We start from the raw sequence: 26,721 nt of genomic DNA on the forward strand, positions 1-26,721 counted from the left end.
GTCGGATTTTCCGGAATGGGTTTTGCCAGTTGCGGCGGCAGCTTAGCCGATCCTGCGCGCCCCGCCACCCTGCCGATGAGGTGACTTGTGCCCCGGCCCGCGCCATATAGAGTGAACACCCAAATGCGGCCATATTGATGCCGCACTCTACCGGACCACGGATGGCGCCGTGCGTGCGGCATCGAATGGAGGCAATGGTGAAGAAACTGGTTCTCGCGATCCTGGCGCTGGTGATCGTTCTCGGCGCCGTCATTCTCGTCGGGCCGAGTTTCGTCGACTGGAACAGCTACAAGACGGAGATCACCAAGGCGGTCGAGGACCAGACCGGCCGCAAGCTTGAGATCGACGGCGATATCGGATTCCAGGTTCTGCCGGCACCGCGCCTTTCGGTGGAGAAGCTGCGCCTCGCGAATGCGGAGGGCGGGACCGGAGACACCTTTGTCTCGGTCGGCGCGCTACAGATCCATGTGGCGCTGGCGCCGCTGCTCAGCGGCAAGATCAAGGTCGCCTCGGTCACACTGAAGGACCCGGTGATCCGGCTCGAGAAGTTCGCCGGCGGCGGCAACAACTGGACGTTCGCGGCCGCGACGGAAACGGCGCCCCAGGCGGATGCGGGAACGGCTGGCACCGGCGGCGGCGATCTGGACTTCACCCTCGACGGTGCCGAAATCGTCAACGGGCAGGTGAGCTTTCTCGATCACGCGAGCGGCCAGGAGCACACGGTCACCGGCATCGATGCGACGCTCAGTGCCGAGAGCCTGGACGGTCCCTTCAAGCTCAAGGCCGGCCTTGCCTATCAGGGGCTTCCCCTCTCCATATCCGCCGCCACCGGCCGGATCGATGCCGGGCGGGCGACGGTACTGGAAACCGTGCTCTCGATCGGCGAGAAAGCCGCGGAAGTCTCCTTCGGCGGCACAATCGTGCTCGGCGACAATCCGCGCCTCGCCGGTACGGTCACGGCGTCCGGCGCCGATCTGACAGGCGCGGTCGACGCGCTCGCGCCGCTTGGCATTGCAAAGGGGTCGGTTCCCCCGGCCCTCAAGGGCCCGTTCAAGCTTGCGGCGAAACTGGAGGGAGACCAGACGCGGGTTGCCGCCAGCGACCTCACTCTCACGGCTGCGGGCCTCACCGCCAAGGGCAAGGTCACGGCCGAGCTGGGCAGCCCGCTCGCCGTCGATGCCGCGCTCGCGCTCGACCGCTTCTCGCTCGATCAGCTGATCGCCGCCTTCGGCGGCGCTGCAGCTCCCTCTCCCGCTCCGGCAGCACCCGCGGCACCGGCCGCCGCTGCCGCTTCGTTCGCCCTTCCGGAGGGGATTGAAGCCGATCTCACGCTCTCCGCCGACGCCATGGATTTCCGCGGCGGCGTCGTCCGGCAGCCCAGGATAGAAGTCGCGCTGGCGAACCAGACGCTCGTCCTGAAAGTCCTGAGCGCGCAGATGCCCGGCGGCTCGGATCTGACGGTATCCGGCACGCTCGAGAGCGTCGGAGGAAAACCGCAATTCGCCGGGCGGGCGGATTTCGTTTCCGACAATCTGCGCGGCGCCCTCGCATGGCTCGGGACGGAGCTCGACGCCGTTGCCCCCGATCGCCTCCGCAAGGGCAGTCTCGGCGCCGACATCACCGCGACGCCGGAACAGGTCCAGCTCACCAACTGGATCATGGATCTCGACACCACCCAGATCCGCGGCGGCCTGACCCTGCTGCTGCGCGAGCGCCCGGCCTTCGGCCTCGCGCTCAATCTCGGCAAGCTCAATCTCGACGCCTATCTGCCGCCGGAAGCTTCCGGGAACAGCGCTCCGGCGGACGGCAGCGCCAAGCCCGCCCCCGCCGGCCCGACCCCGATGCAGCAGATCGCCGTCGCCCTCAATACCTTCGATGCCAATATCGTCGTGAATTTCGACGAGCTTCTGGTGCGCCAGACCGCCATCGTGAACGGCAAGGTCGACGCCACGATCCAGAACGGCGCACTGAACCTGCGCAACCTGTCGATCGCAGATCTCGGAGGAGCGCGGGTCAAGCTGAGCGGCTCGCTCGCCGGGTCCGTCGCGGATCCCAACACCAAGCTCGACTTCGAGATCGATGCGAAATCCGCCGCCCGCCTCGCGCGGCTCGGCGGGGTCGAGCCGACCGAAACCCTCCAGCGCGTCGGCGCGGTGCGGCTGGCCGGGAGCATTCTCGGCGATCTCTCCGCCCTGACGGTCGACGCAACGGCAAGTGCCGTTGGCGGAAGCGCCTCGGTGAAGGGCGTACTGCAGCCGCTGGCCCGGCCGCTCGGCCTCGATCTCGCCCTCAAATTGCAGCATCCGGACGTGAAACGGATGGCGGAGACCCTGTCTCCGGGCGCCTTGCCCGCGGACATGTCGCTCGGAGCCGTTGCACTCGCCGCCACCCTGGCCAGCGCCCAGAACGGCGCCCTCGCCGTCGATGCGACGATGGACCTCGACGGCGGTCAGCTCGGCGTCAAAGGCACTGTCGATACCAGCGGTACCAAGCCGGTCCTCGCGCTCGACACACGCTATGCGCATCCCGACGTGGTCGCCCTGATCCGGAGCTTCGCTCCCGGCTACACGCCGGAGAAAAGGGATCTCGGCCCGGTCAAAGTGGAAACCCGGCTCGAAGGCGCCGCCGACAACCTCGCCATCAACGGCCTGAAGCTCGGCGCCGGCCCGCTGTCGCTCACCGGCAAGGCTTCGCTGGCATTGCGAGATCCCCGCCCGAAACTGACGCTTGCCGCGGAAACCGGCACTGTCGCCATCGATCCCTGGCTGCCGAAGGGCAGCGCACGCCCGGGCGGCGGTGTCGCTCCGGCCGTCCCGGTAAAGAGCGGCGCCCGCGCCTGGTCCCGCGAGACGATCGACACCTCCGGTCTGCTGGCCGCGGACGCGGACGTCTCGCTGAAGGCGAAGCAGGTCCAGTACGGCGCCTATGTCTTCGACAATCTCGATCTCGCCGCCATCCTCGACAACGGCGCCCTTACCGTCTCGCGTCTGACCTCCGGCCTCTTTGGCGGCACTGTGGACGGAACGGCGAGCCTCCGCCACGGAGCGACTCCGTCGGCGGAGATGACGCTCAAGGTGAAGAACGCGGATGTGCGCCAGGCAGCGATGTCGGCAGCCAACGTCGCCCAGGTCACCGGGACGCTCGACTATGAAACCGCTCTGCAGACCAGTGGCCGCAGCGAGTTCGCCCTGGTCTCGGGCCTGCAGGGTTCGGGGACCATGGCGGTCCGCAACGGCACCGTCGAAGGCTTCGACCTGCCGGCCGTGAGCGACCAGCTGAAACAGCTCGACCGCTCTGTCGATTTCCTCGTCCTCGCCCAGAAGGCGATGAGCGGCGGCACCACGCCGTTCGAAAGCCTCACCGCGAGCTATCAGATCACAGACGGCGTGCTGCGCTCGGAAGATATCACGCTCAAATCGAAAGCAGCCGAGGGCCGCGGCACCGCCGTCGTCAATCTGCCGCCGCAGGAAATGGACGTGAACACCCAGTTCTGGCTGAGCGAGCATCCGAACTCGCCGCCGATCGGCCTGCGCATGGTCGGTCCGCTCAACAATCCGCGCCAGATCCTCGACGCCAACAAACTGCAGGCCTTCGTGCTGCAGCGGGTGATCGAGCGAGGAATCCTGCGTCAGTTCAACAAGAGCGGCGGCGGCACGCAGACACAGGGATCGGGAACCGCAACGGAACAGCCTTCTGCGGCACCGTCGCAGCCGGTCGAGAAGCTGACGCCGGAGAAGGCCCTGCAGGGCGTGCTGAAAGGCCTACTCGGGAACTGATCCGGAGTTTCCGCGCTGCAGGTCGGCGAGCACATAGACCCGGAGCGCGCTCGAGAGATTGCCGCTGCGGGTGGCGTCGACCTCGGAGACCAGCGCGTTGATCGAAAGTTCCCGCTTCCGCGCGATCTCCTTCAGCGCCTCCCAGAAAGCCTCCTCAAGCGAGATCGAGGTCTGGTGCCCGGAGACCGTGACCGTGCGCTTGCGCAGATGGGTCGGGTCGCCTCCGCTCATGCCGCCGGCCGCTCGAAGGTGGCGACGAGTTCGATATGCGGGGTCCAGAGGAACTGGTCGATCGGCGTGGCCCCGTGACAGACATAACCGCCATCGACGAGAGCCCGCGCATCCCGGGCGAAGGTCGCGGGGTTACAGGAGACATAGACCACACGCGGGACCCGAGACGCGGCGAGTGCGACGCATTGCTCGCGCGCGCCGGCCCGGGGCGGATCGAGCACCACGGCCTCGAAGCGATTCAGTTCCTTGCCCGCGAAGGGGCGCTGCGTCAGATCCCTACGCTCGGTCCGGAGGCGCGCGCCGAGCCCCGCCGCATCGGCCCCGGCCCGGATCGCCGCCAGCAGGCTGTCGTCGCCTTCGACCGCGACACGTTCCGCCGCGTCATCGAGCGAAAGGCATAGCGTGCCGCAGCCGGCATAGAGATCGAGGACCGTGCGGGCCGCGCCAACACCGTCTCGGACGCATTTCTGGATGATCGCCTCGCCGTCCCGCGTCGCCTGCAGAAAAGCGCCCGGCGGCGGAGTGACGGGAGTGCCGCCGAAGAGGATCTGCGGCCGCCGGCGCTCCGCCAGCGGCACCGCGTCGGTCAGCGTCTCGTCTCCGGCAAGATAGGATATCCGGGCGAGGTCGTGGGTCTCCGCGAAGGCGGCAAGACTCTCGCGGAAACCGAGACCCGGGTGAGCCGGCAGCCGAAGCAGCACATCGAGCCCGTTATCGAGCGCATTGACGACGCAGTCGACACCCTCGCCGGGCTTCAGGACCGGCTCGAACAGAGCGCGGAGCGGCTCCAGAAGGGCGAAGATTTCCGGCAGCAGGACAGGGCATTCGGAAAGCTCGACGATCCGGTTGCTGGCGCGTTCATGGAAGCCGGCGATCAGTTTCGCCCCGATCCGGCGCAGCACGAAATCGGCGCGCCGCCGGGTCCCGGGCGCGGCCGGATGCAGCTCCGCCACCGGAACCTCGCCGAGCCCGACCCGGCCGAGATGCTGGATCACCTGATCCCGCTTCCAGCCGCGATAGGCCTCGTCCGAGAGATGCTGCACGGCGCACCCGCCGCAGGCCATGAAATGGGCGCAGGCGGGGTCGATCCGTTCAGGCGAGGGCTGCACCAGCTCGATCAGCTCGCAGGCAACGCCTTCGCCCCGGTCCGAGACCGGCCGCACCCGGACCCGCTCTCCCGGCAGCGCAAAGGGCACGAAGACCGGACGCGTCTCCTCGGCATAGCCGACCTTGAGTGCGGCCTCGGCAAGCCCGTCGCCGCGCCCGCCGAGGCGCTCGATCTCGAGCTCCAGAACCGTGCTGTTTGCGGCGAAACGTCGCCGCTGTCCGTCGCGTCCCCGCTTGCTTCTCTGCCGTCCGCGGCCCATAAAGCGTCCATCCTTTTCGCGCGTGCGCTGCCCGGCCCCTTGCCGGCGGGCGCGCCGCAATGGTGATGACATGGCACGAGCCGATCTGACAACTGCCGAACTGAGGAGCGCGCCCGCGATGACCCGTCGCCGGCGGCGCTTCCTCGCGGCCTGGATCGGACTTTTCGCCTTCGTGCTGCAGTTCGGCTTCTCGCTCGGCACCGCGGCCAGCCTCGGGAAACCCGTTCCGGGAAGCCTCGCCGCCGATCTTGCGGCGCTCTGTCTCGACACCGCGGACGGCACGAGTGACGGGGCGGAGACGGCCTCGCATCCCTGCGACCATTGCCGGCTTTGCGGCAGCGGTTTCGCCTATCTGCCAGAAACCGACCGGTCCGCGAAACCGCTTCATGCGCTTCGGACCTTCTCCACCGAGCAGCCGCAATCGGCCCCTGCCCGGCGGACCGTCTCGTCGGAATTTCCGCGCGCGCCCCCTCTCTGACGCTTCAATTCACACAAGCCCGTTTCCCGCGCGGTCCCGCCGCGCTGCAGAATTGAAAGTCAGAGCAATGAATCTTTCCGTGAAAAACATCGCGCGCTTCGCCGCGCTCGTCCTTCTCACCCTGCCGCTGTTCGGCGGCCTCTCGCCCGTCTGCGCCCATGAATTCAAGGCCGGCGACATCATGATCGACCATCCCTGGGCGCGCGCGACCCCGGGCCGGGCGAAGAACGGCGCCGCCTTCATGAAACTGATGAACATGGGCGGCACGCCGGACCGGCTGATGGACGCCAGGGGCGACGTCGCCGAGCGGGTCGAGCTGCACACCCATATCCACGAGAACGGCGTCATGAAGATGCGCCCGAGCGGCCCCATCGAGGTGCCGGCGAACGGCCATGTCATGCTCGAGCCGGGCAGCTATCACGTGATGATGATCGGCCTGAAGGCGCCGCTGGTCGAGGGCGAGAGCTTTCCGGTGACGCTGGTCTTCGAAAAGGCCGGTGAGGTCACGGTCGAGATCACGGTCGAGTCCGTCGGCGCCGGCGCGGGCGGCATGAAGATGAACCATGGCGCCGGCCATGGCATGAAGAAGAACTAGGAAATCAGGAGCCCGGCGGGCGCCGTCAAGCGGGATCTTCCAGCTTGACCGTGCCCGGCCGGGTGACGATCCAGACCGCGACCAGCGTCAGCAGCGCGCTGGTCGCCGCCGCCAGCCGCCAGTCCTCGAGCACGACGCCCCAGAGCAGACCGAGCGTGACCGCGATCATCGTCACCGCGGCAATCTTCGCACGCGGCGGGATGACGCCGTACTCGTGCCATTCGCGCAGGCCCTGGCCGAAACGGGGATGGTTGTAGAGCCAGAGATGGAAGCGCTCGGAAGAGCGGGAAAAGGCCCAGAGCGCGATCAGCAGAAAGACCGTCCCGGGCAGCCCCGGCAGGATGATCCCGGCGATACCGACCACAGTGCAGACCAGGCCGACGGCCAGCAGCACGTAGCGGAACGGTCCGCAGATGGTTTTCGGCTCTCGGCTCACAAGACTCTCCAGATTACCGGTCCATCGTGCCGGCAAGCCGTTAAGATATAGTAAGGGCGAAGGTTCCGGCTAGAGGCGGCGGGCGAACCAGATCACCCGGCCGACGATATTCACCTCCTCCAGGGTCCGCTCGTAATTCTGATAGCGCGGGCTCTCGGAGCGGATCAGCAGGCGCGGCGGCTCGCTGTTGGGGATGAGCTCGAGCTGCTTGGCGACCAGTCCGATCCCGTCATGCAGCACGAAGATCCCCGGCGGCGAGGGCGCGGTCCGGCTGAGGTCGATCATTACCTTGTCGCCGGACTGCAGCACCGGCTCCATGGAATCGCCGTCGATCGAAATGATCCGGAGATCGCGCGGCGCGGCGCGCAGCTCGTAGCGCAACCAGCCGGAATCGAAATACCAGTCGGTTCCGCCCGGCTCCTGCTCGAGGTGGGTGCCACCGCCGGCGGAGGCCGAAATCCGCACTTCCGGCACGGCGATCACGCCCGCGCCACCTCTCTGGTCGGCCAGGGGCATGGGGGCAAACCGGTTCGGCCGCGGTGCCGCCGGAAGCGCGTCGCGATCGGCCCGCAGCACGGATTCGTCCACCCCGAGATGGCGGGCCAGCGCATAGCGCACGTCTTCCGGCAGCTTGCGCGGCGTGCCGCGATTGATGAACTGATGCAGATAGGCGTGGTTCTTGCCGCAGGCCAGCGAGGCTTTCTTGAGATCCGTCGGCGGGTCGCGGTGTGCCACCAGCTCGAGGATGCGCTTGCGCTGGGTATCGAGTTTCATGACGGGAGCCTAAGCTTACTCAATCGGCACTTCAAGAGTTTTTTTCCTATTGCAGGCAGAATGCATTTGGCATACAACAACCTACGCGTCAGTGAAGTGGGTATTTTTAACCGGGAAAATCCGATCCCGTGACGCAAGAACGTATTTGGCGCGGAACCAATCCACTCTGCAATTCTTTTGACGCCTGCACTGGATGCGCGCGCACGGGATCCTATTGGAGGGAGTCTATGACCGTCACAGAGAACGTGCCCGATCCAAAATGGATCAAGGAGTGCCTGAAAGAAGCGGCAGACACGCTGCGCCGGCTGCCCCGGGCCTATGCAAAGCCGCGCCTCACGGGCTGGCCCGACGTCGTCCGGAACAGCCTGGCGCACGAATTCGCGCCCGGCCGCACAAGACCCGCCGCTCCAAGTCCGGCGGCGATCGACCGGCTCGACGAGAGTCTCCATTGGATGTTTGCCTGCAGTCCCGAACAGCGCAAGATCGTCTGGGCGCGCGCGTGCGGCGTCCCCTGGCGGAAACTGGAGGATATCGACGGACGCAGCCATGTCACCCTGCGCCGGATCGAAGATCAGGGACTCAGTGCCATCCGCGAACGGCTTCGAAGCGCACCGGCCAAACCCGGTTTCCCTGCGCCTAGATAATCGGTTTTTTCCGATTATTTGGAACGACAACTCAAAGAAACTGAGGCATATTTCCGAATAGAATGCACTTCCGCATACTTAATTACGAAAATCTATCGGAAAAAACCGCTTTACAAACTTTATAAAATCGGCTAAATACTATCCTACAGTCGGCGCTCTGTGTCGGCTGCCACATAAGTTTGTCACTTGCCATATTAGCGGTATGCTGTTGACGCAATTGCTGGCTTCCCAGAGCCAAAAACCTTGATAAATCAATGGCCGCGCAGACTCCAAGAGTGGCGGGCACTTCACCCCTAAGTCACGCTCTCAAGCCCGAAACGCCGCCCCTCCAGCCATCAACGCCTCCATCGCCCTGCCGCCTCAAGCCGCTCATCTTCATCGCGCTCAATCGCCGGTCGACAGCAAGCTTTCGCCCCCCTCGATATCGCCGAGTTTTCTTCAAGCTCGCCGCCCAGCAAAGCAACGGCCGCCAAACCAGGCTTCGCGCCACCATCTCAGATGGATGCGACCTCACAGCGCCATCGGCAACAAACCGCCGGTCGCCATGCTGTCCGGCTCATGCGGGCAATTGCCCGCATGAGCCATAACCCCGGAAACTCTAGCCCCTGCCGAGGGCACGTTCGGGAGCACTCCAATTCCTGATCGGGCTCTACCAATAGACGGAGGAAACTCGGGGCTCAGGTCACTACTCACGTACAGATACAGTGATTGCACCGTGTTCACGAATGCTCGAACCACTCACAACCACTACATCTAGGATATTAATCGGAAAGCGGTACACCGTCGGGAACTCAGCGAGAATTCTGCGCTGAACGTCTTCGGGTGTCATTTGTGCACCTTCCTCAGTGACAATGGCATACTTTTTAGTATCGATTTCGACCGTGATAGGAACAGGCGGTAGAGCAGGAATGTACTCCGCCTCCTCGGGAGAGCCTACATGGTGAATGTAACCAATGCGGCTTTGTAGCCGAAATCCTGGAAATGAAACCTCTCGGACGATGTAACCGGTTTCGACTGCATACCCGTCCGCATCTCCATGAGCTTCTTCGAAATTGAAGTAGTCCATAGTTTGCTCACTAAAAATCTCGGTTTCGTGCTCTCGTTCGAACAAATCTAGAAAATCCGAAATCGAAATCTTAGCGGGCATGTATGGCTCCAGATGAAGGTACGCAGGACTGATTGGTCAATGTCTTAGCTAGCCTCTTTGACTTTGTCACCGAGCGCTGCGTCAGAAAAATTTCAATGAGGATACCTGACCCAGAACCTTAGTACGTAAGTGACACCTCAGACTGTCGCATTTGATCTGCCCGCCCAACACTGCCCCATATTTGGTTAGATTTTTTCCGCGTCATTCCGCGATTAGGTACAAATACGACAAAATGAAAATGCGTAGGCGGGTGGCACTGGTGGCGGGGCTAGTCTGCGTCGTTGAGGCGGTCTGTGTAGTCGAATTCGGATGGATACGGAAGCTATTGATCTACGCAAATTTAAAATCACCAATGCGCTGCCTTTACCGCCGAAAGCGTGGCGTCCAACTGTCTAGAAGGTCAGCGTCTTCATCCTCTAGATCTTCATCGCCCAGCCCCTCTTGCCCGATGCTCGTCGAAACGAGGACCGTCAGAACTTTACCGTACTGACCAAGACCAATCGACTCCTCGGAAACCAAGGATGGTTTAGTTCCGCCGAGCCAATCACGGACATCGACCTCGTCGACCACCTCCTCTCCCGCTACGACCGCGTCGCGCCGCTCCGCCAGTCGTGCCGTCTTAGTGCCTGGTGGTAGGGAAGAGCCTTTCCGCAACCAATCAAGTTTTGGAAGGGACTTCATCGCTTCAGACATGAAGCAGTAGTCGATCGTCCCGTCTGTACTCACTATCACAGCTGCCGCGATGTCAGTGAGTTCTGCGAAGCGGATTGCTGTTGCTGTTCGAGAAGTTATGCAAATTTCCGCGACGGCCTTGATCGCATCGAGCCCTGGTTCGTAGCGGTTTAAGGCGCTGCGGAATGGCGTCTCTGGCATTAGAAGCCCGGCGGCGAAGTGATCGGCTTCCAACTCAAACAGGTCATTCGTCACGAACCCCGCGCGCGATACGTGAGGGCCGTCCTTCAGAACATGTTCGATGTGCCCTGGAAGAAAATAGTGTCCCAGTTCATGACTCACGCTGAACCTTTGAAAGCCGAGGCTTGGGATATGAGTCGCATAGATAATACCAAACTCATTCCCGTGGCGCAGAAGCATGCCAGACACACCATCATGCTCTTGAGGTTTGGCCTGCACGACAATATCGCGGCTCTCAGCAATGGCGAAGGGGTCGACAGGCAACTCCTTTATGCCTTCGTCTCTCAGAAATGCTTCAGCAGTCTGACGGGCGAGCTTCAGGCTAAAACGACGGCTCATATTCCCTAATCTTTCTTGACCCGGCGGTTCGCTAGCATTTCCAGAAAATCACGGGCGATCTCTCGGTCGCTGCCGGTAAGCTTTGCGACGTCACGAAATAGCGGGTCGCCATCTTGGGCAAGCTCAGGACTTTCGACACGTCCAAGCAGGTAGTCGGTGGTAATCTCGAGCGCGACTGCGAGTCGCCGCAAGGAGTCGAACGAAGGCTTCCGGCCTGTTTCGAAATGCGCGATCGAACTGGCTGGCATTCGAGCACGTTTTGCCAATTCTTCCTGACTGTAACCTCTTAATTCTCTGGCATTTTTCAGCCTTTGGCGGAAAATTTCTGATGCGTGCCCGTCTTCTGACATGTCTTCTCCGACATAAAAATCTTGACGCCAATTGCGACGCTCTTACATTTGAGACAGGTATCTCATGTCGTTGGCGACATGGACAAGCAAATGATAGCGGCATGCATGTTATTTTTACGAGCCGCGCCAGACACAAGGACTGACCCATGTCCCACGAGCACCCGTTCCACCAATTGACCGCTCTCGACGAAGTTCTGCTAGATGTCGCTGCCCTCATTGAGCTCAGCCCTCGCGATCGGAGGGTTGCAGAAAACCGGTACCGGCTTCTCAAGGAGCACCTCGAACGCGACAAGAGCCCGCTGGCGCCTTACCTGATCGATGGCGTGAGCCTGATTTACGCTCAGGGTTCCGTCGCGACGAGTACTACGATCGTCAGTGGTACCGAGGACGATCGGTTTGATGTTGATGCGATCGTTGAGGTCGACGTACCGACCAATTGGGATGACAGTCGGGCACTCGACGAACTTGAGAAAGCTCTGCAAGGCTTCCCGGGTGCAACCGAGATTGTCCGATGCACACGCTGCGTCCAGATTCGCTTTCCGTTCATGCATATGGATGTTGCCATCATGGATCGGCGTGAACGGATGACTCTTTCTCGGGCTGGGGAGATTTTTCACTCCCCGGACAGTGGGGACGCCTATCGCGTCGCCTCAAACCCGTGGGGCTTTACTGCGTGGTTTCGAACGAAAGTTGGGGTCGGCCAGAAGAAGTTCGCCGAGAGCCTGGGCCGACATCGAACTGCCGCGGGCCGCAATCGCCTCGACTTCATCAACGAGGAAGAGCGTTTGGTTGTGGCGAAAGCCGACCAGGCCGACCTCCCTCCCATTATCCCCAGCGAAATTGACGCTCAAGAGGCAGTCGCCTTGAAGCTGCTCAAGCGCTACTTGAACCTGCGTTACGAAGACCTCACCCTGAACCGCCCGCCGTCGATCTACCTTACAAAGAAGGCCGGGGACGTCGGGTTCGCGCCGCTGGGTCTGTCGATGCAACTCTTCGTGCTGGCCGACTCGATCGCCAAGATCATGCGTGCACACATTCAGAAGGGCACGCGCCCGCTGGAGGTGAATCCGAGCTACCCCGCCGACAAGATCAACGACCGCTGGCCCCGTCCCGGACCCGATGGTCTCACTGATATGCGCACTCTCGCGGAGCAGCTTGAGCACCTGACGTCGGAACTGGTGAAGATCGCGATCGCCCCCCTTGTGGAGATAGCTAAAGCCATCGACGACCTGTTCGGCGAACGGGTTGGAAAGGAGCAGCGCGCGGTCTTGGCGGCACGGCACGACCGCCGGAAAGATCCAACTCCTATTCTTTCGGCGGATCGTTCTGGGGCGATCCAGGCTCCTGCCATTGTCGTTTCGTCTGAACAGTATCGAGAAGTTCCTCGCCATAACTTCCACCCGTCGGTGCTGGACGGCGAGGATGACGAGTAGAGGTCAAATGCGTCGATCCCCTGCTTCGCAGCTTGCGGCGATGCGCCGTCTTTGGCCCGACTTCACCGGACAGAAGCTGCCGGATGGGACATTGGCGTGGGCAGGTCCGCTACGGCCCAAGGCGCAGCTTTACAGTATCTCGTTGTTCTGGAAGCCGGGAGAAATGTCACTTCCGTATGTATTCGTCGACTCGCCCCCACTTGCGCCGCGGCCCGGCGGCGAATTCGCCGAAATTCCTCACCTGATATTCTATGAGGAAGAACCCACTCGTTCGGGACTGTGTCTGTTTGACCCTGAGGGACGAGAATGGTCGCCGTCAGACCTGATCGCAGAGACGACGATCTACTGGGCCGCTGAATGGCTGGCCTACTACGAACTGTGGCATCTTACAGGGGATTGGCTGGCGCCTGGCGTGGGATATGAAAGCGTGGCGCGCATGCATGCGAGTGAAGTGGAGACCATCAAGGAGGTGCTTGCCGATGTTCACTGATCGGCGAGCCAACAGCCTTCAGACCACACGGCGCCGTCAGCCCTGGCCAAAGGATCAGACATTCAAGATCCTGGCGCTGGATGGCGGAGGGATAAAGGGCGTCTACACCGCTGAACTTCTTCGCCTATGTGAAGAAGAGTTCGGGCACGGGAAACCGATCTCTGACTTCTTCGACATGATAGCAGGCACGTCGACTGGCGGCATCATAGCCCTCGGCCTTGGCCTCGGGATTTCCACGGCAGACATCACGTCCTTCTACTGCGACGATGGGAGAAAGATCTTTCCGCCAGTACCAACAAGATTGTGGAGCAGGGTCCGCAAGTGGGTGCGTTGGCGATTTCTAGGTCCGAAGCTCGCGCACGAGGAACTGGAGAATGCGCTGAAACGCCGGTTCGGGGATCACCTGTTGGCCGAGTCAGCGACTCGTATCGTTGTTCCTGCCTTCATGATGCCGAAGACCGAGATCGCAGTCTTCAAGACCGATCACCATGAGGACTTTCGCAATGATCATCGGACACCGATGTGGCAGGTAGCCAGGTCGACATCGGCCGCGCCGACGTACCTGAAAGGCCATGAACACGAAGAGAGCGGAAGAATCTTCATCGATGGCGGCGTGTGGGCGAATAACCCGGTTATGGTCGCCTTGGTCGATGCATTGACCGCCTACGATCTAACACCGGACCAGATCGAAGTGTTGAGTATCGGAACAGGAAACCCACCGTTCGAATTGCGGAGACCTGATGTGCTGGGTGGTCTTTGGGCGTGGAGAGAGGTCATCAAAGCGGCCATGTTCCTCACGACAGACAACGCGACCGCCCAGGCCAAGTTGCTGCTCGGCCCAGAGCGATGCGTCCGCCTCGAGCCTACCGGCGAAGACGCGCTTGTTGAGATGGATGATTATGCCGCAGCATATGCCCGCCTCCCAGGTTTGGCCAAGCGAGATTTCCAGTCGAACAAGGAGGCTATCTCGCGCTTCTTCGCTGCTATCGTAAGGCCTCGCGAGCGCTACTATTCGTCGTGATCCCCACGCGTTCGGCTTGTGGCTTTTCCAAAACGCGTGGCCTGAAATCCGGTCCTGACTGAAATCAACGGGATCAAATTGCCCCAGAAATTGAGTTTCTCCGTACTGGCGGTGATGGGATGCTTCTTAAGTTGCTTCTTAATGGGATTCGACATAGTGGGTTGACCCCGTCGGAAATCTGTATGTCTTACGAAGCCAGCAAGAAGCCGAGGATTCGATTGGGGACCTTCGCTTGCTCCAATAAAGCAAGTTATGCGATATCTATCCGTCGGTGAGCGCAAGTTCACTCGACCGCTCGGGCGCCTAGCGGTCGTTAAATATGAAGCATCTTCGGGTGTAAGGTCCGGGCAAGCGCCGTTTATCGAGGCCAGACCGTAAGGGTCGAATATCGGTTGCCAGGAACCGGCTGGCGCTCAGTTTCAGAGTGCGAATAGCGGTGAATTGCATCCCGGATTTGATCTGGTGGACGCCTCAACGCTATGCCTTGCATAGGCACTAGAGTTCTGAGATCCCGGTTGCCTCTCCAGCGAGCGCGCAGATCGCGGAAGGGTGAGTAATGAATGGGGAGGTTTGGGTCCCGCGCGTTCTCGGCAGCCACTTCTATTAACCGAGTCGCCACCAGAAATTGCCAGTTTACCGTTACAGGTGGATATTGGCATCGACGCTCGACTCGGATCGCCAGCCTCGTACTGCGATAGCGCTGCTACATGACATGTGATTTGTGTCGGTTGCCTGCTCTGGCGTTCCTTAATTCGCTCTGTGGTCGATACTGAGGACTCAGTTCATCGAGAGGACTATGTTTTCGATGGGCTTGCCGTCTCGAACCAATGCCACGCCGCGACGTCCACCCAGATTAATCCAGGTTTCTGGCGGACTCTCGTAGATCCAAAGCTCGTCCTCTTTACGCATTCGAAGCTTAATCCGTGCCATCTCGTCTTTCTTGGGCGACAGAAACAGGCCTCCAGGCCCACCTGGAATCCGCTGCATCTCAATTAATTTGCGATCAAGTTCGATGAGCGAAATGCGCTCTTCCAGCCATTCTCGGGGCACAGAATCTTCTGCGGCCGAGGATTTTGTTGAGACTTCGGCGTAGGCCTTTGCGATCTCTAAGGTTCTAGCAAAAAGCTTCTTGTTATCGAGCGGATAGCGAGGCGCCTCACATTCAACACGGTATCTTACATAGGAATCTATGTCGCTCGGTGGCAGTTCTGGCCTCTCCACGGTCGCACTTCGCCAAGCCTCTATTCGTTCGATTATTTCTTCCTCGGTAAAGCCATCAAACTTGAGGAGTGACGCTAGCTCCACGATTTCGAGAACGGCTGCTTCTGCCGTTCTCCAGAGGTCCGCGATTATCCATTTTTCGGGGTGCGGCATGTCTTTCAGATTTGGATCGGAACGACGGCGCAGCGCGATCATTTCAACCAGTGTGCTGTTTCTGTTTGCAGGCGCTTTCCCCCAAAGCCGATGTGTGGTCAAGGGGATCTCGCCGCGGATTAGCATCGACAAAGCGACTGCGATGCAAAACAGCACAACGAGAGGGGCGCCGACGGCAATAAGCATCGAAACGAATATGTTCACCAATAGATCGTCGGAATCGCTTGTTCTGTTTTCCGTCCATAAGAACAAGCCTGCGAAACCAATTCCGGCTATCGCCCATATCGGAAGCAGGACCCACCACCACTCCATTGCCGCTGCCTGCATCGACTTCTCTCTAATCGCACTCGACCTCAATACGCTGGCGAGTTCGTGAGGGGCGCCCCCAATTCCTGGGTGGCGAAATTGAGCCGTTCCAGAGCCCGAATTGAACAGACCGAGCCGTATCGTGAGTCGAAGCATAGTCGTTTCGACAAAGGAACCGTAAGTCTAGGCCTTCAAAACGACAAAAGGCATTCGGCTATTTCCTCACTTCGAAGCAATCGCTCTCAAGCCCGAAACGCCGTCTCACCAGCCATCAAAGCCTCCAACGACGCCCCTGCCTCAAGCCGATCATCTTCGTCCCGCTCGATCACCGCTCGGTAGCAAGCTTTCGCACCTTCGATATCACCGAGCTCCGCAAGCTCATCGCCCAGCAATGCGACGGCGGCCAGAATGGGCTTTGCGCCGCTATCCCAAACGGAGTCGATCTCGTCCCGCTGGCCAGCCCGGACGCTCCGCTTGTAGGTGCCGATCACCTCTTTCAGGAGCGCGATACGCTCAACCGCGGTCGGAGCATATTCTGCGAGAACCAACAATGCTGAGGCACAGCACGGTTCGATCTTGAGCGCCTTCCTGGCCCACGCAACCGAAAGCGCTCTGTCTTCGGCCGCGTCTTCCATTTCATCTAGAGCCCGGTCAAGCGGCGCATCGATATCATTGATCCGGCGGGAAGCGCCCAACAGTTCGGTATCGATCATCTCATCCTCCTGGATTGGTTACTCCTCAGAGAATGCGATCGCTTTATGCAAGAGACGGCCGTGGATCCTATTCGATGCGTCCGATTAGCAATTCAGTCTTCTGTTTGTCCGTATCGGTTGTTGCCTCACCAGGTCGGATCGTTTCACCGATTTCAACGAGCGCTCACATTCTGTAAGCATGAAACGACTCAACACTTCGTTGGCAAATTGAGCTCGTGAACGGCTTGTCCGTAGCACCAGGGGTCATTGTGCCACTTGTACTAAGTCCATTTTTGCATTACATATCATACACAGTGCAAATATGGACTTAGCCATGACCACGCAGCCACGTACCGCTCCAGCGAGGAGTCGCAAAGAGCTTTCCGGTCCGGCACTACGCACGTTCTTCCGGATCGCCGATCTGTGGAAGCTGACGCCTGACGACCAGATGACGTTGCTCGGTGTCACCACGCGGTCGACCTTCTACAACTGGAAACGCGATACCAACACCACGCTCCCAAAAGACACCCTTGAGCGCATCTCGTACATTGTCGGCATCTATAAGGCCCTTCAGATCCTGCTGCCGAAAGAAGAGGCTGCTGACGAATGGATCAAGCGGCCGAATGCGAGTCCGCTCTTCGGCGGCACGTCCGCTCTGTCGCGCATGCTCTCGGGGCAGGTCGCTGACCTATTCGTCGTGCGCCAGTATCTCGACGCACAGCGAGGCGGCTGGGCGTGACGCTACCAATATCGCGCATTGAATGGAGACCGTCCTGGCGCATCATCCCGAGCCGCTTCCCGCCAATCTCGCTGTTCGAGCGCGTGACGGAACCGGATGACCTCGAGGCGATCTTCGAACTGGAGGCGATGACCAATCCTCGCCTGCGTGACGAGGTGGGCGATATCTCTATGGTGCCGCCGGATGACCGGGTCAGCGGTCCGGGCACCAGCATCATCATGGCGGCCTTTACCCACCTGAACCCCGAAGGCAGCCGGTTCACAGATGGTACTTTCGGCGTCTTCTATGCCGCGGCTGATCTCGAAACGGCTGTGGCGGAGACGAAGTACCATCGCGAGCGATTTATGCGCGCGACCGAGCAAGAGCATATGGAGCTCGACATGCGGGTCTATCTGGTCGACCTCGATGGAGACCTGCACGACCTGAGAGGCCAACAAGAGGCCTACCCGCTCGTTTATCATGAGACCAACTATGCGGCCGCCCAGTATCTCGCGAGAGACCTCCGACAGAGCGGGTCCGATGGCATCGCGTATGACAGCGTGCGCCGGGAAGGCGGAGAATGCGCCGCGGTGTTCCGCCCCCCTCTACTCGCAAACCCGATACAAGGACAGCATCTCTGTTATGTCTGGGACGGCGAAGCGATCTCGAATGTCTATGAGAAACGCGAGTTCCGGTAACGGATCTGATCGCTAAAGATCTGCTTCCTATTGCTCATGCTATCGATCATTGCCTTACGATGATGCGCTGGGTCTGCGGGCGTGCGATGCACTCGCCTTAAACCCAGATCGCTTGGCTTGAATATGCACTTATTAATTGAATAAATATTTATTCCATGCCCCCATCGCTCATAGGGAATGAGTTATGGGAGGGGGACATGGGGACCGGAAATTGCTGGCCTACAGGGCAATCGGCCGAAACAGGATCGAAGTCGACAGAAGAACAGGACCTTCGAGCTTTGCGCCACGCGAGAATTTGCGACATCCAACAGAACCCAGTGAATAAGAAGGCATCAGCGACCGGAATCCTGGCGCGACCTCAGACTACCGTCGAGCATCCCAGCGCATTGGATGATCTCTGGGGAGCCTGGGCCTCGCACAGGGACAAGCTTCTGAATCATTGCACACGTATTATGTCAGGTGATGTTGCGGACGCCGAAGACGCGCTCGGCGATGCTCTTCTAAGGGCGGCGACCCATTTTAAGGACGGCAGAGGCTCTGGGATCCGCGACCCGCGGGCCTGGCTTTCCCGGCTCGCTCACAATTCCTGTGTGGATTTTATTCGTGTCCGCGCTTCGCAGAGGCGTCGATCCGAACAGGTCATGGGTATGGGAGAGGTTTCGCCAACCGTGCCCGCTCCCATACACAATCCAGAAGCAGTGATGCTGGCCAACGATGCCTTGCGCCAACTCGGGAAGGCCCTCGACGAGTTACCCGACGTCCTGCGGGAGACCTTTGCTCTCCGCTTCGTGGAAGGGCTCGCGTATGCCGAAATTGCCAGTCGCCTCCACGTCAGTGATGCGACGGCCAGAAAGCGGATTCAGTTGGCTAGAGATCGGCTACGTGGATATCGCTCCGCTGCACCGCATTGATCGGCAAGAACCAGGAGTGCATCGGCGCATGCGGGGGCGATCCGTCGTGCCCTAAGAGCGAGCGCGTCGGCTAGGTCACGGTCTCCGGCTGCGAAGGGTTGTTCATCGACCGCTTGCTCGACGCGCGGATCCGGGGTGGGGCATCGGTTCGCGGCAGACCGTCGAGAAGCTGGGCAACGATCATCGGGTCTTCCGGTAACTGGCCGTGACCAGCGTCCGGTGGCCTGATGCAACCTACAACGGTGCAGCGCGACCTCCCGTGCGATCACGTGGCCCCTCTGTGTCATTCGGGTTCCTTCGCTGGAAGAGTCTCATCCGCATACAGCTGCAATCGATCAGCTTCCGCGTTCATAGCGGCCAAATCGAGGTCTCGCCTCATGGCGCCAGTGATTTCTCGAAGCTCGCGTAAAAGGCGGGTTTCTTGGCCGAGCGACTCTTGTTCGCGATTCTGCTCAAGGAACTCGGCTAGCGCCACCAGCTTCCGGTACCGCTCATGTTCATCCGCTTTCGTGAACAGGAAATGACGTCGCTTCTCAGCCCTGTCGCGCCGCGCCCGCTCCAGCCGCTGCCGCTCCAGATCCTCAAGGCGCTGTCGCTCTTTCTCGGATTCCTCGGCGTGTCGATGGCGGATCGCAAGGGCGCCGGTTGCCAACGTGGCCATCGCTTGGTCCAGGTAGTCCTCAAGTAGCTTGTTCCTGCGGTCGCACCAGTGACCTATCAGATCCTTCCGGCCCCATCGCGGCGCGGATGGATCCCGCAATGTCATGGAGAGGCGTCCAGATAGAACCTGGTCCCAGGAACGGAAGACGGGCCCTTCGCTACGGGACGAGTACAGGTAAGGATACTTGGCCCGATCCGCCTCGCGGCGGGCTAGCCAATTGAGCTCTTCCTTCGTTGGCACGTGCGGAGTCTGATCCGTGGTCTCCTTCAGCTGCCACAAGACCGGCGTGCCCTCGACCAGGACCTGGACACCCTCAGGATGTTCGGTGAGCGAGAAGCCACGCTTCTCGGATGCGGCGGCGAAGGCGTGAATGATCCGGAGCACTCGGTCGACCGAGGCGTTGCCGACTACTACAGCGACCGCGCCGGGTTCGCTGACGCGCTTAAGACCGTGCTGGTCGACCTTTGCTGCCCGCAATGCCTTCGCAGTTCGGACTGCGACCGGATGTAGGTTCGCCGGTTGGTCCGAGGGAACTTGGATTGGCGGGAATTCTGAAGCCCGCTTAAGAGCCTTCGCTTGCTCAGCTTGGAGTTCGGGCTGTTCCACTGCCAAAGGAACGACGCTCAGCACCAGCTTCTGCGGTCCCTTCGTGGCAGGTAATTGCGGCTGAAACACTCGCTTCCCGTGGGCGCGCTTCGCCCAGTAGCCCAAGGGTGGCGTCGGAATGTCGTGTTTCCGGCACACCTTCTTCAGGCCGACATCTGAGAGGCCGAACCTTTTTGCCAGCTGCGACATTGGGGTCTGCCAAACCAGGTCATAGAGCTCCTCCCGGCTCAGCAGGCGCTGGGGGCCGCCGAATGCGGGTTCGCCGACAGTGAGATCCTGCAAAGTGTTTTCCTTCCTAGCTACGTCGCCGGTTGGGCCCCGGAGATCGTCCAGTCTGCCGCGGGCTTCAAGCCGCATCGACGTCTATCGATTGACCCACGCTTCGGTTGAAATTTAGATCGGGTTGTACAGAATTGCTGAATAGGGAGATTGCACACGATGCCGGAAGGCCAGCCAACCACTCCATCCGATATGGCGTTAGCCGAGCTTCATGCGCGGATCGCACGGGATGACGGGCTCGAGCAGAAGGTTCGAGACGCGATGAAGGAGGATCTGGGCAGTGCAAATCCAGCTGACTTCGAGCGGCTAAACACGGTGCTCACCCAAGAAGGCCAGGAAGATGAAGCTGAAGAGCCTGAAGGCGAGTAGTGTCCGCGGCATACCCCGTGATTGGCCGGAACTGCCGATTGGCGACAAGGGATTGGTCGTCGAGGGGCCGAACGGCGTGGGCAAGAGTTCGCTCGTCGATTCCTTAGAGTTTGGGCTGAGTTGCAAGAGCACACTGTATCCGGCACAGCGCAGAGGGGTTAACTGGGAGACGGGTGCTCCACACGTTCGAGATGGGCAGCCAGAAATCCGAGTGACGCTAGAAGACGGCGGCGCTCAGGCGTTTCTATCACCCGAGACCGACCCTGGGCCACTTCCTGAAGTGCAGAGATCGTGGGTACAAGCAGCGCGGGGCGCCAGCTTCGTGCTGCGGCGGCATATGTTACTGCAGTTCATCACTGCCGAGCCGAGTCTTCGCTATAGGCAGGTAGAGGCGTTTATGAATCTTGGCGCCTATCGAGAGATAGAGGATGGCTTAAGAGACTGGAAGGATCGGCTCGACACAGACCATCAGGCGGCGGTCGCAGATACGGCTGCATTGGTCGACAGATTGCTCGCGGTCTTTGAGCTCGAACCAGGAACTCTATTGAACGAAGAGGTCGTGCTAGGCCGTCTGAACGGTTTGTTGCGCGACCTGCAATACCCTGAATTACATCGGGAGGATCAGCGCGCAGAACGACGGAAGCGGATCGCCGACGAACTCGGCAGCGGGGTTCAGAATGAACGGTTGACTGCCTTGGCCGCACTTAAGGGGGAACTCCAGCAACTGGGGATACCCGGGGAGTTCGCGGAGTTGCTCGGCGGTCTGGCAGACGCCGTGGAGGATGTCGACCGAGAGGTTAAGGCTCGCACCGAGGTTGTCCTGACGGATCTGCTGATCCGAGGGAAAGAGGTGATCATGACTGGTGACGGGCAGTTCTGTCCGTTGTGCGAACAGTCAATCAACCGAGACAGTTTGATCGCGCGACTGGACGAACGGATTGCCGCTGACGCCAGGATCACAAGTGCGAGGAAGCTGGTCGAAGAGCGTAGAAGGGAACTCCTCCCTCGAGTGCAAGATCTTTCAAGTGCGTTCAAGAAGCTCATCGGGAATTGGGGGAGACTCATGGGAACCCCGCTTCCGGACAAATACGAGCATACCTCCACATTTTTGGAGGAACTGAGTGCGAGTATTGATCCTCTCGAAGCAAGAGGTGCGTATTTTCGGGAGTTGCTTTCGCGATTGGAGCTAACAGTCGGCGGTCATGCCGATGCGATCGCCGAGATCGAGGGGGCTATTGCCAAAGAAGGAGGAGGAGATCGGCGCGTACTGCTCGCCAAGGCCGCGTCGATGATCGATTCCCTCATCGCTGAATGGCCACGCTATCAATCCGCTAACGCAAAGGTTCGAGATATTGATGCTCGTAGAACTGTGGTTGGGCGCATACATGTACATGCGGTCGATGCCCGGAAAGCTGCCGTGCAATCGACTTTTGATAGTGTGGCGACCGTAGCCAACGAATATTATGAAAGCATCCACCCTGGCGAGGGTATCGCAACGTCCAATTTAGAGGTGCGGCAGGCGGGACAAGGTTCAGTGAACCTATGGACTCAGTTCCATGGTACTCGTGAAAACCCCCTCCTGCATTTCAGCGAGTCGCATCTCGATACGCTTGGGCTTTGTTATTTTCTGGCGCTGCGCAAGCACGAGGCAACGATATCACCAATATTCAAAGTGCTGATTCTGGACGACGTCATGCATTCCGTCGACTCAGCGCATCGTGTAAGGATCGCTAGCCTCATCAAGAATGAGTTCAGCGACCATCAAGTGATTATCACGACACACGATCCTTATTTCTATGAAGCGCTTCGCCGCACGCTGGGCGGGGGACGATACTCCTACTTCCGAATCAGCAACTGGGACGTGGAACGCGGACCCGTGCTGGGCGACGCGCTTACTGATTTCGACAGGGTCATGGTTCCGGAGGAAAGAGAGAAGCTTGCCCAAGAGACGCTGGCCGCGGCTGCTGGACGCTTCTTTGAGTACCTGCTCCGAGAAGTAGCGGAAGAACTAAGCATTGCGGTCCCAGCGCGCTTCAAGAGGCCTCCGACGATTGCTGATCTGTGGCCGCCAGTGGCCGCTCGACTCAAGAAGCAAAAAGGGTATGCAGCAGTAAACGCAGAACTCATCGAGGCTTTGGACCAGAATGTGTGGGTGCGAAACGCTTGTGGCGCTCACTACAATCCTGTTCCCGTTCCTCCAACCCAGCGAGAAGTGCAGGAGTTTGCGCGCCTGCTGTCCGACCTTTACATAAGCCTCCACTGTGACGAATGCGGGCAATTCGCGTCCCGCCGAGACGATCGATCGTGGCGGTGTGACGGGAACCATTTGGCCTACTCAGAAAAAATTGGGGATGCAGGCGCTCAGGTGGGATAGTCGATGAGCTACTTCGCTGTTCAAGGAGAGGCTGTGTCCTTCTATCGATTTGGGCGCGAGGCTTTGTAGACACTCAGGCGACACATGCTCATCATCCACGCTGCCGACATCCACCTCGACAGCCCGCTCGCCGGGCTGGCCTCGCGCGCCGGTGAGCGTGCGTCCGACCTCGTTGGCGCCACTCGCCGCGCGTTCACGGCGCTGGTGGATCACACCATCGACATTGAGGCCTCACTACTGCTGATCGCGGGCGACCTGTACGATGGCGACTGGAGGGACTTTTCGACCGGCCTGTTCTTCGTGTCCGAGATGGCTCGTCTGGACCGCGCCGGGATCTGGGTCGGAGTCATCAAGGGCAATCACGACGCAGAGAACCAGATGACACGGTCGCTGACCTGGCCCGACAATGTGAAGGTCTTTCGGAGCGACCGGCCCGAGACATGGGTGCTGAAAGACCTCGGCGTCGCGGTTCACGGCCGCAGCTTCCCCAAACGGGACGTCACCGAGAACATCTCGCTAGCCTATCCCGATCCGGCGCCGGGGCTCCTGAACATTGGCATGCTGCATACAGCCGCGGACGGTCGGCCCGGACACGCCCTCTACGCTCCATGTTCGGTGCCCGAGCTCGTCGCTAAGGGCTACGACTACTGGGCGCTCGGACACGTCCATGTCCGTGCGGTCTTGAACGAGAACCCGTGGATCGTATTCCCCGGCAACCTGCAGGGACGCCATGCGAACGAGACGGGCTCCAAGGGCGCCACTGTTCTGACGGTCGACGGCCACGAGATCACCGGTGTCGAGCACATCACCCTGGATGTCGTGAGATGGGAGCATATCCACGTCGATCTGTCGGGATCCGAAGAATACGAAGACGCACTGGCGCGCGTTCGGGACGCGCTGTCGGACGCGGTCGACACCGCCGAAGGACGGACGCTGGCGGCGCGGCTGACGATCGGAGGCAATACGCCGCTGCACAGCGAACTTGCCGGTAATCTTGAGCGCACCCGGGCCGAGTGCCTGGGCATCGCCGAGCAGGTCGGCGGCGATGTCTGGCTCGAGCGCGTGGTTCTGCAGACGGAGGACGTGGCGCAGACTGTCTCGACCGACGCGGATGCGATGGCGGAGCTCCTGCGAACGGTCGACGAGATCCGCTCGAGCCGGGACGAGATGAGCGCGCTCAGGGACGAGCTCGAGCATTCGCTCACGAAGGTGCCCGGCCGTGTTCGGGAACTTGCGGACCTAAAGGAGGTCGATGACGCGACCCTGCAGGCAATCCTTGAGGGCGCGGAGGCGACCCTGCGCCATCGCCTTCTCGGTGTGGACTGAGGGCGGCCGCGATGCGTTTCGAGGAGCTCCATCTCGAACGGTTCGGCCACTTCGACGGTCTGCGCCTGGACCTCTCGGGTGACGATGTCCGGCTCCACGTGATCTACGGCCCGAACGAGGCGGGCAAGTCGACGGCGCTGGCAGCGATCTGCGATGTGCTGTTCGGGATCCCCGAGCGCACGCCGTACAACTTCCTCCACGAGTACAGCCGCCTCAGGATCGGCGCCAAGATCACGAACGCGGCTGGGCAGCAGTTGGAGTTCAAGCGCCGCAAGACACGCGGCAACGGCCTGCTGAAGCCGGACGAGGGCGGCGAGCTTCCTGCGGACAGCCTGGTGCCGTTCCTGGGCGGGGCGACGGAAGAGTTCTTCATCCGCATGTTCGGCCTGAACCACCAGCGCCTGCGCGAGGGTGGCAAAGGCATGCTGGAGGCCGGTGGCGACATCGCCCGCAGCCTGTTTGAGGCCGGTGCGGGCACAGCGCATCTCTCGGCTGTGGCGAAGCAGCTGTCGGAGGACGCGGACGAAATCGGCGCCCCCTCAGGCAGGAAGGCCTCCTCGAAACCGTATTGGCAAGCCCATGACCGGTTCGAGCAGGCCAGTTCTCGCATGAAGTCCGAGATGCTGCGCGCGGACCACTGGGTCGCGGCCGAGCGGGCGGTCACAGCGGCCAGAACGGCTCTGAAGGAAGCCGAGGATGCCCTGGCGGAATCACGCAGGGAGCAGAGTGCCTTCGAGCGTATCCGGCGGGTGGCACCGATCCTTCGCAGGGTCGATGACCTTCAGTTACGCTTGGAAGCCCTGGGCGATGGCGTGGATCTACCTGAGGGTTTCGCCGAGACCTGGCAGCAGGCGACCAAAGCGTTCGAGGACGCTTCTGCCGCCGTCGCCAGGTCGACCCAAGCGACTGAGCAGTTGCACGGTGACCTGAAGGTGCTTGGAAGCGCGGACCCGTGGCCTGCATCAGCAGACCGGATCACTGCCCTTATGACGCACCTGGGTGACTACATCGACAAGTGTCGGAGCATACCGAACCGCGAACGGGAGCTTGACCTTGGATGGGGGCAGGTTAGGGAGCTTCTGATGAAGCTTGGATTGTCCATGTCACCGGAGGAGATCGCGGATCGGGTGCCGACCGCTCGATCAGTCGGTCGGGTGAAGGCGCTGATAGCACAGTCGAACCGGCTGGACGTGAAATTGGCTTCGGCCCGTGATGAACTCGAGCAGATCGAGGCGGCCGTACGCCAGGCTGAGCGGCAGCTGGAAGATGCTGGCTCTCCGGTCGACCCTGCCGCTGCAGCGGCCGCAGTGAAATCTGCCTCCGAATTGGGAAACACGGCTGCCCGGCATGCTCAGGCAAATCGCGCGCTCAAAGAGACCGAGGAGGAACTGTTGGCGGCTCTCTCCGGCCTCGGGCGATGGTCACTGGGCGCCGACGAATTGGCGAAGACGTTGTTTCCCTCGGGCGACGCCGTCGCCCGCTTGGGGCAGGCCCTGAATCGCCTCGACCGCGAACAGGAAGCGCTGACCGATGAGCGCGAACGCAAGCTAGCGGAACAGAGGGATCTGGACGGCCAACTCGTAGCACTTCAGGCCGGAGGCGAGGTTCCGACGCCCGAAGCCCTGCGGACGGCTCGCGAGCACCGTGACGATGGATGGCGATTAATCCGGCGCCGCTACGTGGAAGACGCCGACGTGCCCGAACAGGCACTTGCGGAGTTCGGCGGGGACGCCGGTGTGGCTGAGATCTATGAGGGCGCAGTTCACCACGCCGACTTCCTGGCCGATGGCCGTGAACGGGAGGCTGATCGGATCGCCCGGTTCGCTACATCCACTGGCCAGCTTGAGAAGGTCAAAGCGGATCTCACTGCCCTGGAGGCGCGCCGGGAGGACCTTGAGCAGCGGAAGCACAACTGGACATCGGAGTGGGAGAACCTGTGGCAGCAGACTGGCGTCGAGCATGGTGCACCAGCAGACATGCGGGATTGGCTGGCGCGCAAGGATCAGGTTCTCGCGAAGCTCCGGGACTTCAGATCAGCGCAATTGGCCGAGCAGGAAGCGGCAGCTGAGGACTTTCAAGTCCGTGAGCATTTCCTTCGTGCGGCCGCCGAACTTGGGGTCGACGGCACCGAGGAAATGACGACGCCGGTCCTGCGAGAACGAGTGACGGTCGCTTTGGATGCGGCGGACAAGCGTTGGACAGGAGCGGTCGAGCTCAAGCGTATGCTGACCGCTAGCCGCCAGCAGGCCGAGGAACGGCGGGAGGATCTGGCCCGGGTTGAAGCCGATCTGAACCTGTGGCGCGGGCAGTGGGCGGCCGAGGTACCCGGACTTGGGCTGCCGTCGGACGCCGCGCCCGAGGAAGCGGACGAGGCGCTGTCGGTCTGGCAGGAGATCGAGAAGCTCCGGGCGGAC

The 26,721-nt window shown here is 61.0% G+C and carries 24 protein-coding genes; 14 read left to right on the forward strand and 10 right to left on the reverse strand.

Annotation, left to right across the window (positions count from 1 at the left end; all coding sequences use genetic code 11):
- The first annotated feature begins 197 nt into the window (after window positions 1-197).
- Window positions 198-3,776, forward strand: coding sequence for an AsmA family protein (locus tag JJ959_RS08000; protein WP_292881835.1), 3,579 nt, complete (start codon window positions 198-200; stop codon window positions 3,774-3,776).
- Here JJ959_RS08000 and JJ959_RS08005 read toward each other — a convergent pair.
- On the reverse strand, window positions 3,762-4,007 hold the full coding sequence (locus JJ959_RS08005; protein WP_292881838.1) for a ribbon-helix-helix domain-containing protein: 246 nt from the start codon (window positions 4,005-4,007) through the stop codon (window positions 3,762-3,764). The two genes, JJ959_RS08000 and JJ959_RS08005, sit on opposite strands and share 15 nt — an antisense overlap.
- Entirely contained in the window at window positions 4,004-5,374 is a 1,371-nt protein-coding gene (locus tag JJ959_RS08010; protein WP_292881841.1) for a class I SAM-dependent RNA methyltransferase, read from the reverse strand. Before JJ959_RS08010 ends, JJ959_RS08005 begins: the two co-directional genes overlap by 4 nt.
- Window positions 5,375-5,444: 70 nt before the next feature.
- On the opposite strand from JJ959_RS08010, the gene JJ959_RS08015 reads away from it, so the two are divergent.
- Together JJ959_RS08015 and JJ959_RS08020 are read left to right on the forward strand one after the other, a co-directional pair.
- A complete protein-coding gene (locus tag JJ959_RS08015) occupies window positions 5,445-5,852 on the forward strand; it encodes a DUF2946 family protein (protein ID WP_292881844.1) in 408 nt (135 codons plus the stop codon).
- A gap of 79 nt (window positions 5,853-5,931) precedes the next feature.
- A complete protein-coding gene (locus JJ959_RS08020; RefSeq protein ID WP_292881846.1) occupies window positions 5,932-6,447 on the forward strand; it encodes a copper chaperone PCu(A)C in 516 nt (171 codons plus the stop codon).
- A 25-nt stretch (window positions 6,448-6,472) separates the two neighbouring features.
- Here the strand turns inward: JJ959_RS08020 and JJ959_RS08025 are convergent, their stop codons facing one another.
- Complete coding sequence (locus JJ959_RS08025) at window positions 6,473-6,883, reverse strand: YbaN family protein (protein WP_292881849.1); 411 nt, start codon at window positions 6,881-6,883, stop codon at window positions 6,473-6,475.
- Between the two features lie 69 nt (window positions 6,884-6,952).
- Window positions 6,953-7,657, reverse strand: coding sequence for a S24 family peptidase (locus JJ959_RS08030; protein WP_292881851.1), 705 nt, complete (start codon window positions 7,655-7,657; stop codon window positions 6,953-6,955).
- 227 nt (window positions 7,658-7,884) lie between these two features.
- On the opposite strand from JJ959_RS08030, the gene JJ959_RS08035 reads away from it, so the two are divergent.
- A complete protein-coding gene (locus tag JJ959_RS08035) occupies window positions 7,885-8,301 on the forward strand; it encodes a DUF6362 family protein (RefSeq protein ID WP_292881853.1) in 417 nt (138 codons plus the stop codon).
- 685 nt (window positions 8,302-8,986) lie between these two features.
- Here JJ959_RS08035 and JJ959_RS08040 read toward each other — a convergent pair.
- The 3 genes from JJ959_RS08040 to JJ959_RS08050 all read right to left on the reverse strand — a co-directional run bounded on the left by JJ959_RS08040 (window position 8,987) and on the right by JJ959_RS08050 (window position 11,049).
- Complete coding sequence (locus tag JJ959_RS08040) at window positions 8,987-9,448, reverse strand: hypothetical protein (RefSeq protein ID WP_292881855.1); 462 nt, start codon at window positions 9,446-9,448, stop codon at window positions 8,987-8,989.
- A gap of 363 nt (window positions 9,449-9,811) precedes the next feature.
- Window positions 9,812-10,699 (reverse strand): ImmA/IrrE family metallo-endopeptidase, encoded by an 888-nt coding sequence (locus JJ959_RS08045; RefSeq protein WP_292881858.1) that lies wholly within the window; start codon window positions 10,697-10,699, stop codon window positions 9,812-9,814.
- Between the two features lie 5 nt (window positions 10,700-10,704).
- Entirely contained in the window at window positions 10,705-11,049 is a 345-nt protein-coding gene (locus tag JJ959_RS08050) for a helix-turn-helix transcriptional regulator (protein WP_292881860.1), read from the reverse strand.
- Between the two features lie 146 nt (window positions 11,050-11,195).
- Here JJ959_RS08050 and JJ959_RS08055 point away from each other — a divergent pair, with 146 nt between their 5' ends.
- The 3 genes from JJ959_RS08055 to JJ959_RS08065 are packed head-to-tail and all read left to right on the forward strand — an operon-like array spanning window position 11,196 to window position 13,993.
- Window positions 11,196-12,482, forward strand: coding sequence for a nucleotidyltransferase (locus tag JJ959_RS08055; RefSeq protein WP_292881862.1), 1,287 nt, complete (start codon window positions 11,196-11,198; stop codon window positions 12,480-12,482).
- Between the two features lie 7 nt (window positions 12,483-12,489).
- Window positions 12,490-12,972 carry a hypothetical protein gene (locus JJ959_RS08060; RefSeq protein ID WP_292881865.1) on the forward strand — a complete coding sequence of 161 codons (483 nt, stop codon included), beginning with the start codon at window positions 12,490-12,492 and terminating at the stop codon, window positions 12,970-12,972.
- Window positions 12,962-13,993 carry a CBASS cGAMP-activated phospholipase gene (locus JJ959_RS08065; protein ID WP_292881867.1) on the forward strand — a complete coding sequence of 344 codons (1,032 nt, stop codon included), beginning with the start codon at window positions 12,962-12,964 and terminating at the stop codon, window positions 13,991-13,993. Before JJ959_RS08060 ends, JJ959_RS08065 begins: the two co-directional genes overlap by 11 nt.
- A gap of 777 nt (window positions 13,994-14,770) precedes the next feature.
- Here the strand turns inward: JJ959_RS08065 and JJ959_RS08070 are convergent.
- On the reverse strand, window positions 14,771-15,694 hold the full coding sequence (locus JJ959_RS08070) for a hypothetical protein (protein ID WP_292881870.1): 924 nt from the start codon (window positions 15,692-15,694) through the stop codon (window positions 14,771-14,773).
- Between the two features lie 221 nt (window positions 15,695-15,915).
- The gene (locus tag JJ959_RS08075) at window positions 15,916-16,386 is read right to left on the reverse strand and encodes a hypothetical protein (RefSeq protein WP_292881873.1); all 471 of its coding nucleotides are present in this window, start codon (window positions 16,384-16,386) and stop codon (window positions 15,916-15,918) included.
- Between the two features lie 313 nt (window positions 16,387-16,699).
- Here JJ959_RS08075 and JJ959_RS08080 point away from each other — a divergent pair, with 313 nt between their 5' ends.
- From JJ959_RS08080 to JJ959_RS21350, 3 genes are all read left to right on the forward strand, one after another.
- The gene (locus tag JJ959_RS08080; protein WP_292881876.1) at window positions 16,700-17,104 is read left to right on the forward strand and encodes an MbcA/ParS/Xre antitoxin family protein; all 405 of its coding nucleotides are present in this window, start codon (window positions 16,700-16,702) and stop codon (window positions 17,102-17,104) included.
- Window positions 17,101-17,781: an RES family NAD+ phosphorylase gene (locus JJ959_RS08085; RefSeq protein WP_292881879.1), complete on the forward strand. Its 681-nt coding sequence runs from the start codon at window positions 17,101-17,103 to the stop codon at window positions 17,779-17,781. Before JJ959_RS08080 ends, JJ959_RS08085 begins: the two co-directional genes overlap by 4 nt.
- Window positions 17,782-17,978: 197 nt before the next feature.
- Window positions 17,979-18,692, forward strand: coding sequence for an RNA polymerase sigma factor (locus tag JJ959_RS21350; RefSeq protein WP_366816939.1), 714 nt, complete (start codon window positions 17,979-17,981; stop codon window positions 18,690-18,692).
- Between the two features lie 283 nt (window positions 18,693-18,975).
- Here the strand turns inward: JJ959_RS21350 and JJ959_RS08090 are convergent, their stop codons facing one another.
- The gene (locus JJ959_RS08090) at window positions 18,976-20,241 is read right to left on the reverse strand and encodes a hypothetical protein (protein ID WP_292881882.1); all 1,266 of its coding nucleotides are present in this window, start codon (window positions 20,239-20,241) and stop codon (window positions 18,976-18,978) included.
- Between the two features lie 156 nt (window positions 20,242-20,397).
- Here JJ959_RS08090 and JJ959_RS08095 point away from each other — a divergent pair, with 156 nt between their 5' ends.
- The 4 genes from JJ959_RS08095 to JJ959_RS08110 form a co-directional block, all read left to right on the forward strand.
- On the forward strand, window positions 20,398-20,607 hold the full coding sequence (locus JJ959_RS08095) for a hypothetical protein (protein ID WP_292881884.1): 210 nt from the start codon (window positions 20,398-20,400) through the stop codon (window positions 20,605-20,607).
- Window positions 20,579-22,981, forward strand: coding sequence for a hypothetical protein (locus tag JJ959_RS08100; protein ID WP_292881885.1), 2,403 nt, complete (start codon window positions 20,579-20,581; stop codon window positions 22,979-22,981). Before JJ959_RS08095 ends, JJ959_RS08100 begins: the two co-directional genes overlap by 29 nt.
- Window positions 22,982-23,065: 84 nt before the next feature.
- On the forward strand, window positions 23,066-24,307 hold the full coding sequence (locus JJ959_RS08105) for a metallophosphoesterase (protein WP_292881887.1): 1,242 nt from the start codon (window positions 23,066-23,068) through the stop codon (window positions 24,305-24,307).
- A gap of 11 nt (window positions 24,308-24,318) precedes the next feature.
- A partial coding sequence (locus JJ959_RS08110; protein WP_292881890.1) for an AAA family ATPase occupies window positions 24,319-26,721 on the forward strand: 2,403 nt, incomplete at its 3' end.

Origin of the sequence: Nisaea sp., from assembly GCF_017640745.1 — a bacterium.
Lineage (GTDB): Bacteria > Pseudomonadota > Alphaproteobacteria > Thalassobaculales > Thalassobaculaceae > Nisaea.

Excerpts from the sequence above, each read along its gene's own strand:
- JJ959_RS08105 (WP_292881887.1), top strand. The coding sequence starts at position 23,066 with ATGCTCATCATCCACGCTGCCGACATCCACCTCGACAGCCCGCTCGCC.
- JJ959_RS08100 (WP_292881885.1), top strand. The coding sequence starts at position 20,579 with ATGAAGCTGAAGAGCCTGAAGGCGAGTAGTGTCCGCGGCATACCCCGT.
- JJ959_RS08040 (WP_292881855.1), bottom strand. The coding sequence starts at position 9,448 with ATGCCCGCTAAGATTTCGATTTCGGATTTTCTAGATTTGTTCGAACGA.
- JJ959_RS08005 (WP_292881838.1), bottom strand. The coding sequence starts at position 4,007 with ATGAGCGGAGGCGACCCGACCCATCTGCGCAAGCGCACGGTCACGGTC.
- JJ959_RS08035 (WP_292881853.1), top strand. The coding sequence starts at position 7,885 with ATGACCGTCACAGAGAACGTGCCCGATCCAAAATGGATCAAGGAGTGC.
- JJ959_RS08010 (WP_292881841.1), bottom strand. The coding sequence starts at position 5,374 with ATGGGCCGCGGACGGCAGAGAAGCAAGCGGGGACGCGACGGACAGCGG.
- JJ959_RS08080 (WP_292881876.1), top strand. The coding sequence starts at position 16,700 with ATGACCACGCAGCCACGTACCGCTCCAGCGAGGAGTCGCAAAGAGCTT.
- JJ959_RS08030 (WP_292881851.1), bottom strand. The coding sequence starts at position 7,657 with ATGAAACTCGATACCCAGCGCAAGCGCATCCTCGAGCTGGTGGCACAC.
- JJ959_RS08055 (WP_292881862.1), top strand. The coding sequence starts at position 11,196 with ATGTCCCACGAGCACCCGTTCCACCAATTGACCGCTCTCGACGAAGTT.
- JJ959_RS08065 (WP_292881867.1), top strand. The coding sequence starts at position 12,962 with ATGTTCACTGATCGGCGAGCCAACAGCCTTCAGACCACACGGCGCCGT.
- JJ959_RS08075 (WP_292881873.1), bottom strand. The coding sequence starts at position 16,386 with ATGATCGATACCGAACTGTTGGGCGCTTCCCGCCGGATCAATGATATC.
- JJ959_RS08015 (WP_292881844.1), top strand. The coding sequence starts at position 5,445 with ATGGCACGAGCCGATCTGACAACTGCCGAACTGAGGAGCGCGCCCGCG.
- JJ959_RS08060 (WP_292881865.1), top strand. The coding sequence starts at position 12,490 with ATGCGTCGATCCCCTGCTTCGCAGCTTGCGGCGATGCGCCGTCTTTGG.
- JJ959_RS08045 (WP_292881858.1), bottom strand. The coding sequence starts at position 10,699 with ATGAGCCGTCGTTTTAGCCTGAAGCTCGCCCGTCAGACTGCTGAAGCA.
- JJ959_RS21350 (WP_366816939.1), top strand. The coding sequence starts at position 17,979 with ATGGGGACCGGAAATTGCTGGCCTACAGGGCAATCGGCCGAAACAGGA.
- JJ959_RS08095 (WP_292881884.1), top strand. The coding sequence starts at position 20,398 with ATGCCGGAAGGCCAGCCAACCACTCCATCCGATATGGCGTTAGCCGAG.
- JJ959_RS08050 (WP_292881860.1), bottom strand. The coding sequence starts at position 11,049 with ATGTCAGAAGACGGGCACGCATCAGAAATTTTCCGCCAAAGGCTGAAA.
- JJ959_RS08070 (WP_292881870.1), bottom strand. The coding sequence starts at position 15,694 with ATGCAGGCAGCGGCAATGGAGTGGTGGTGGGTCCTGCTTCCGATATGG.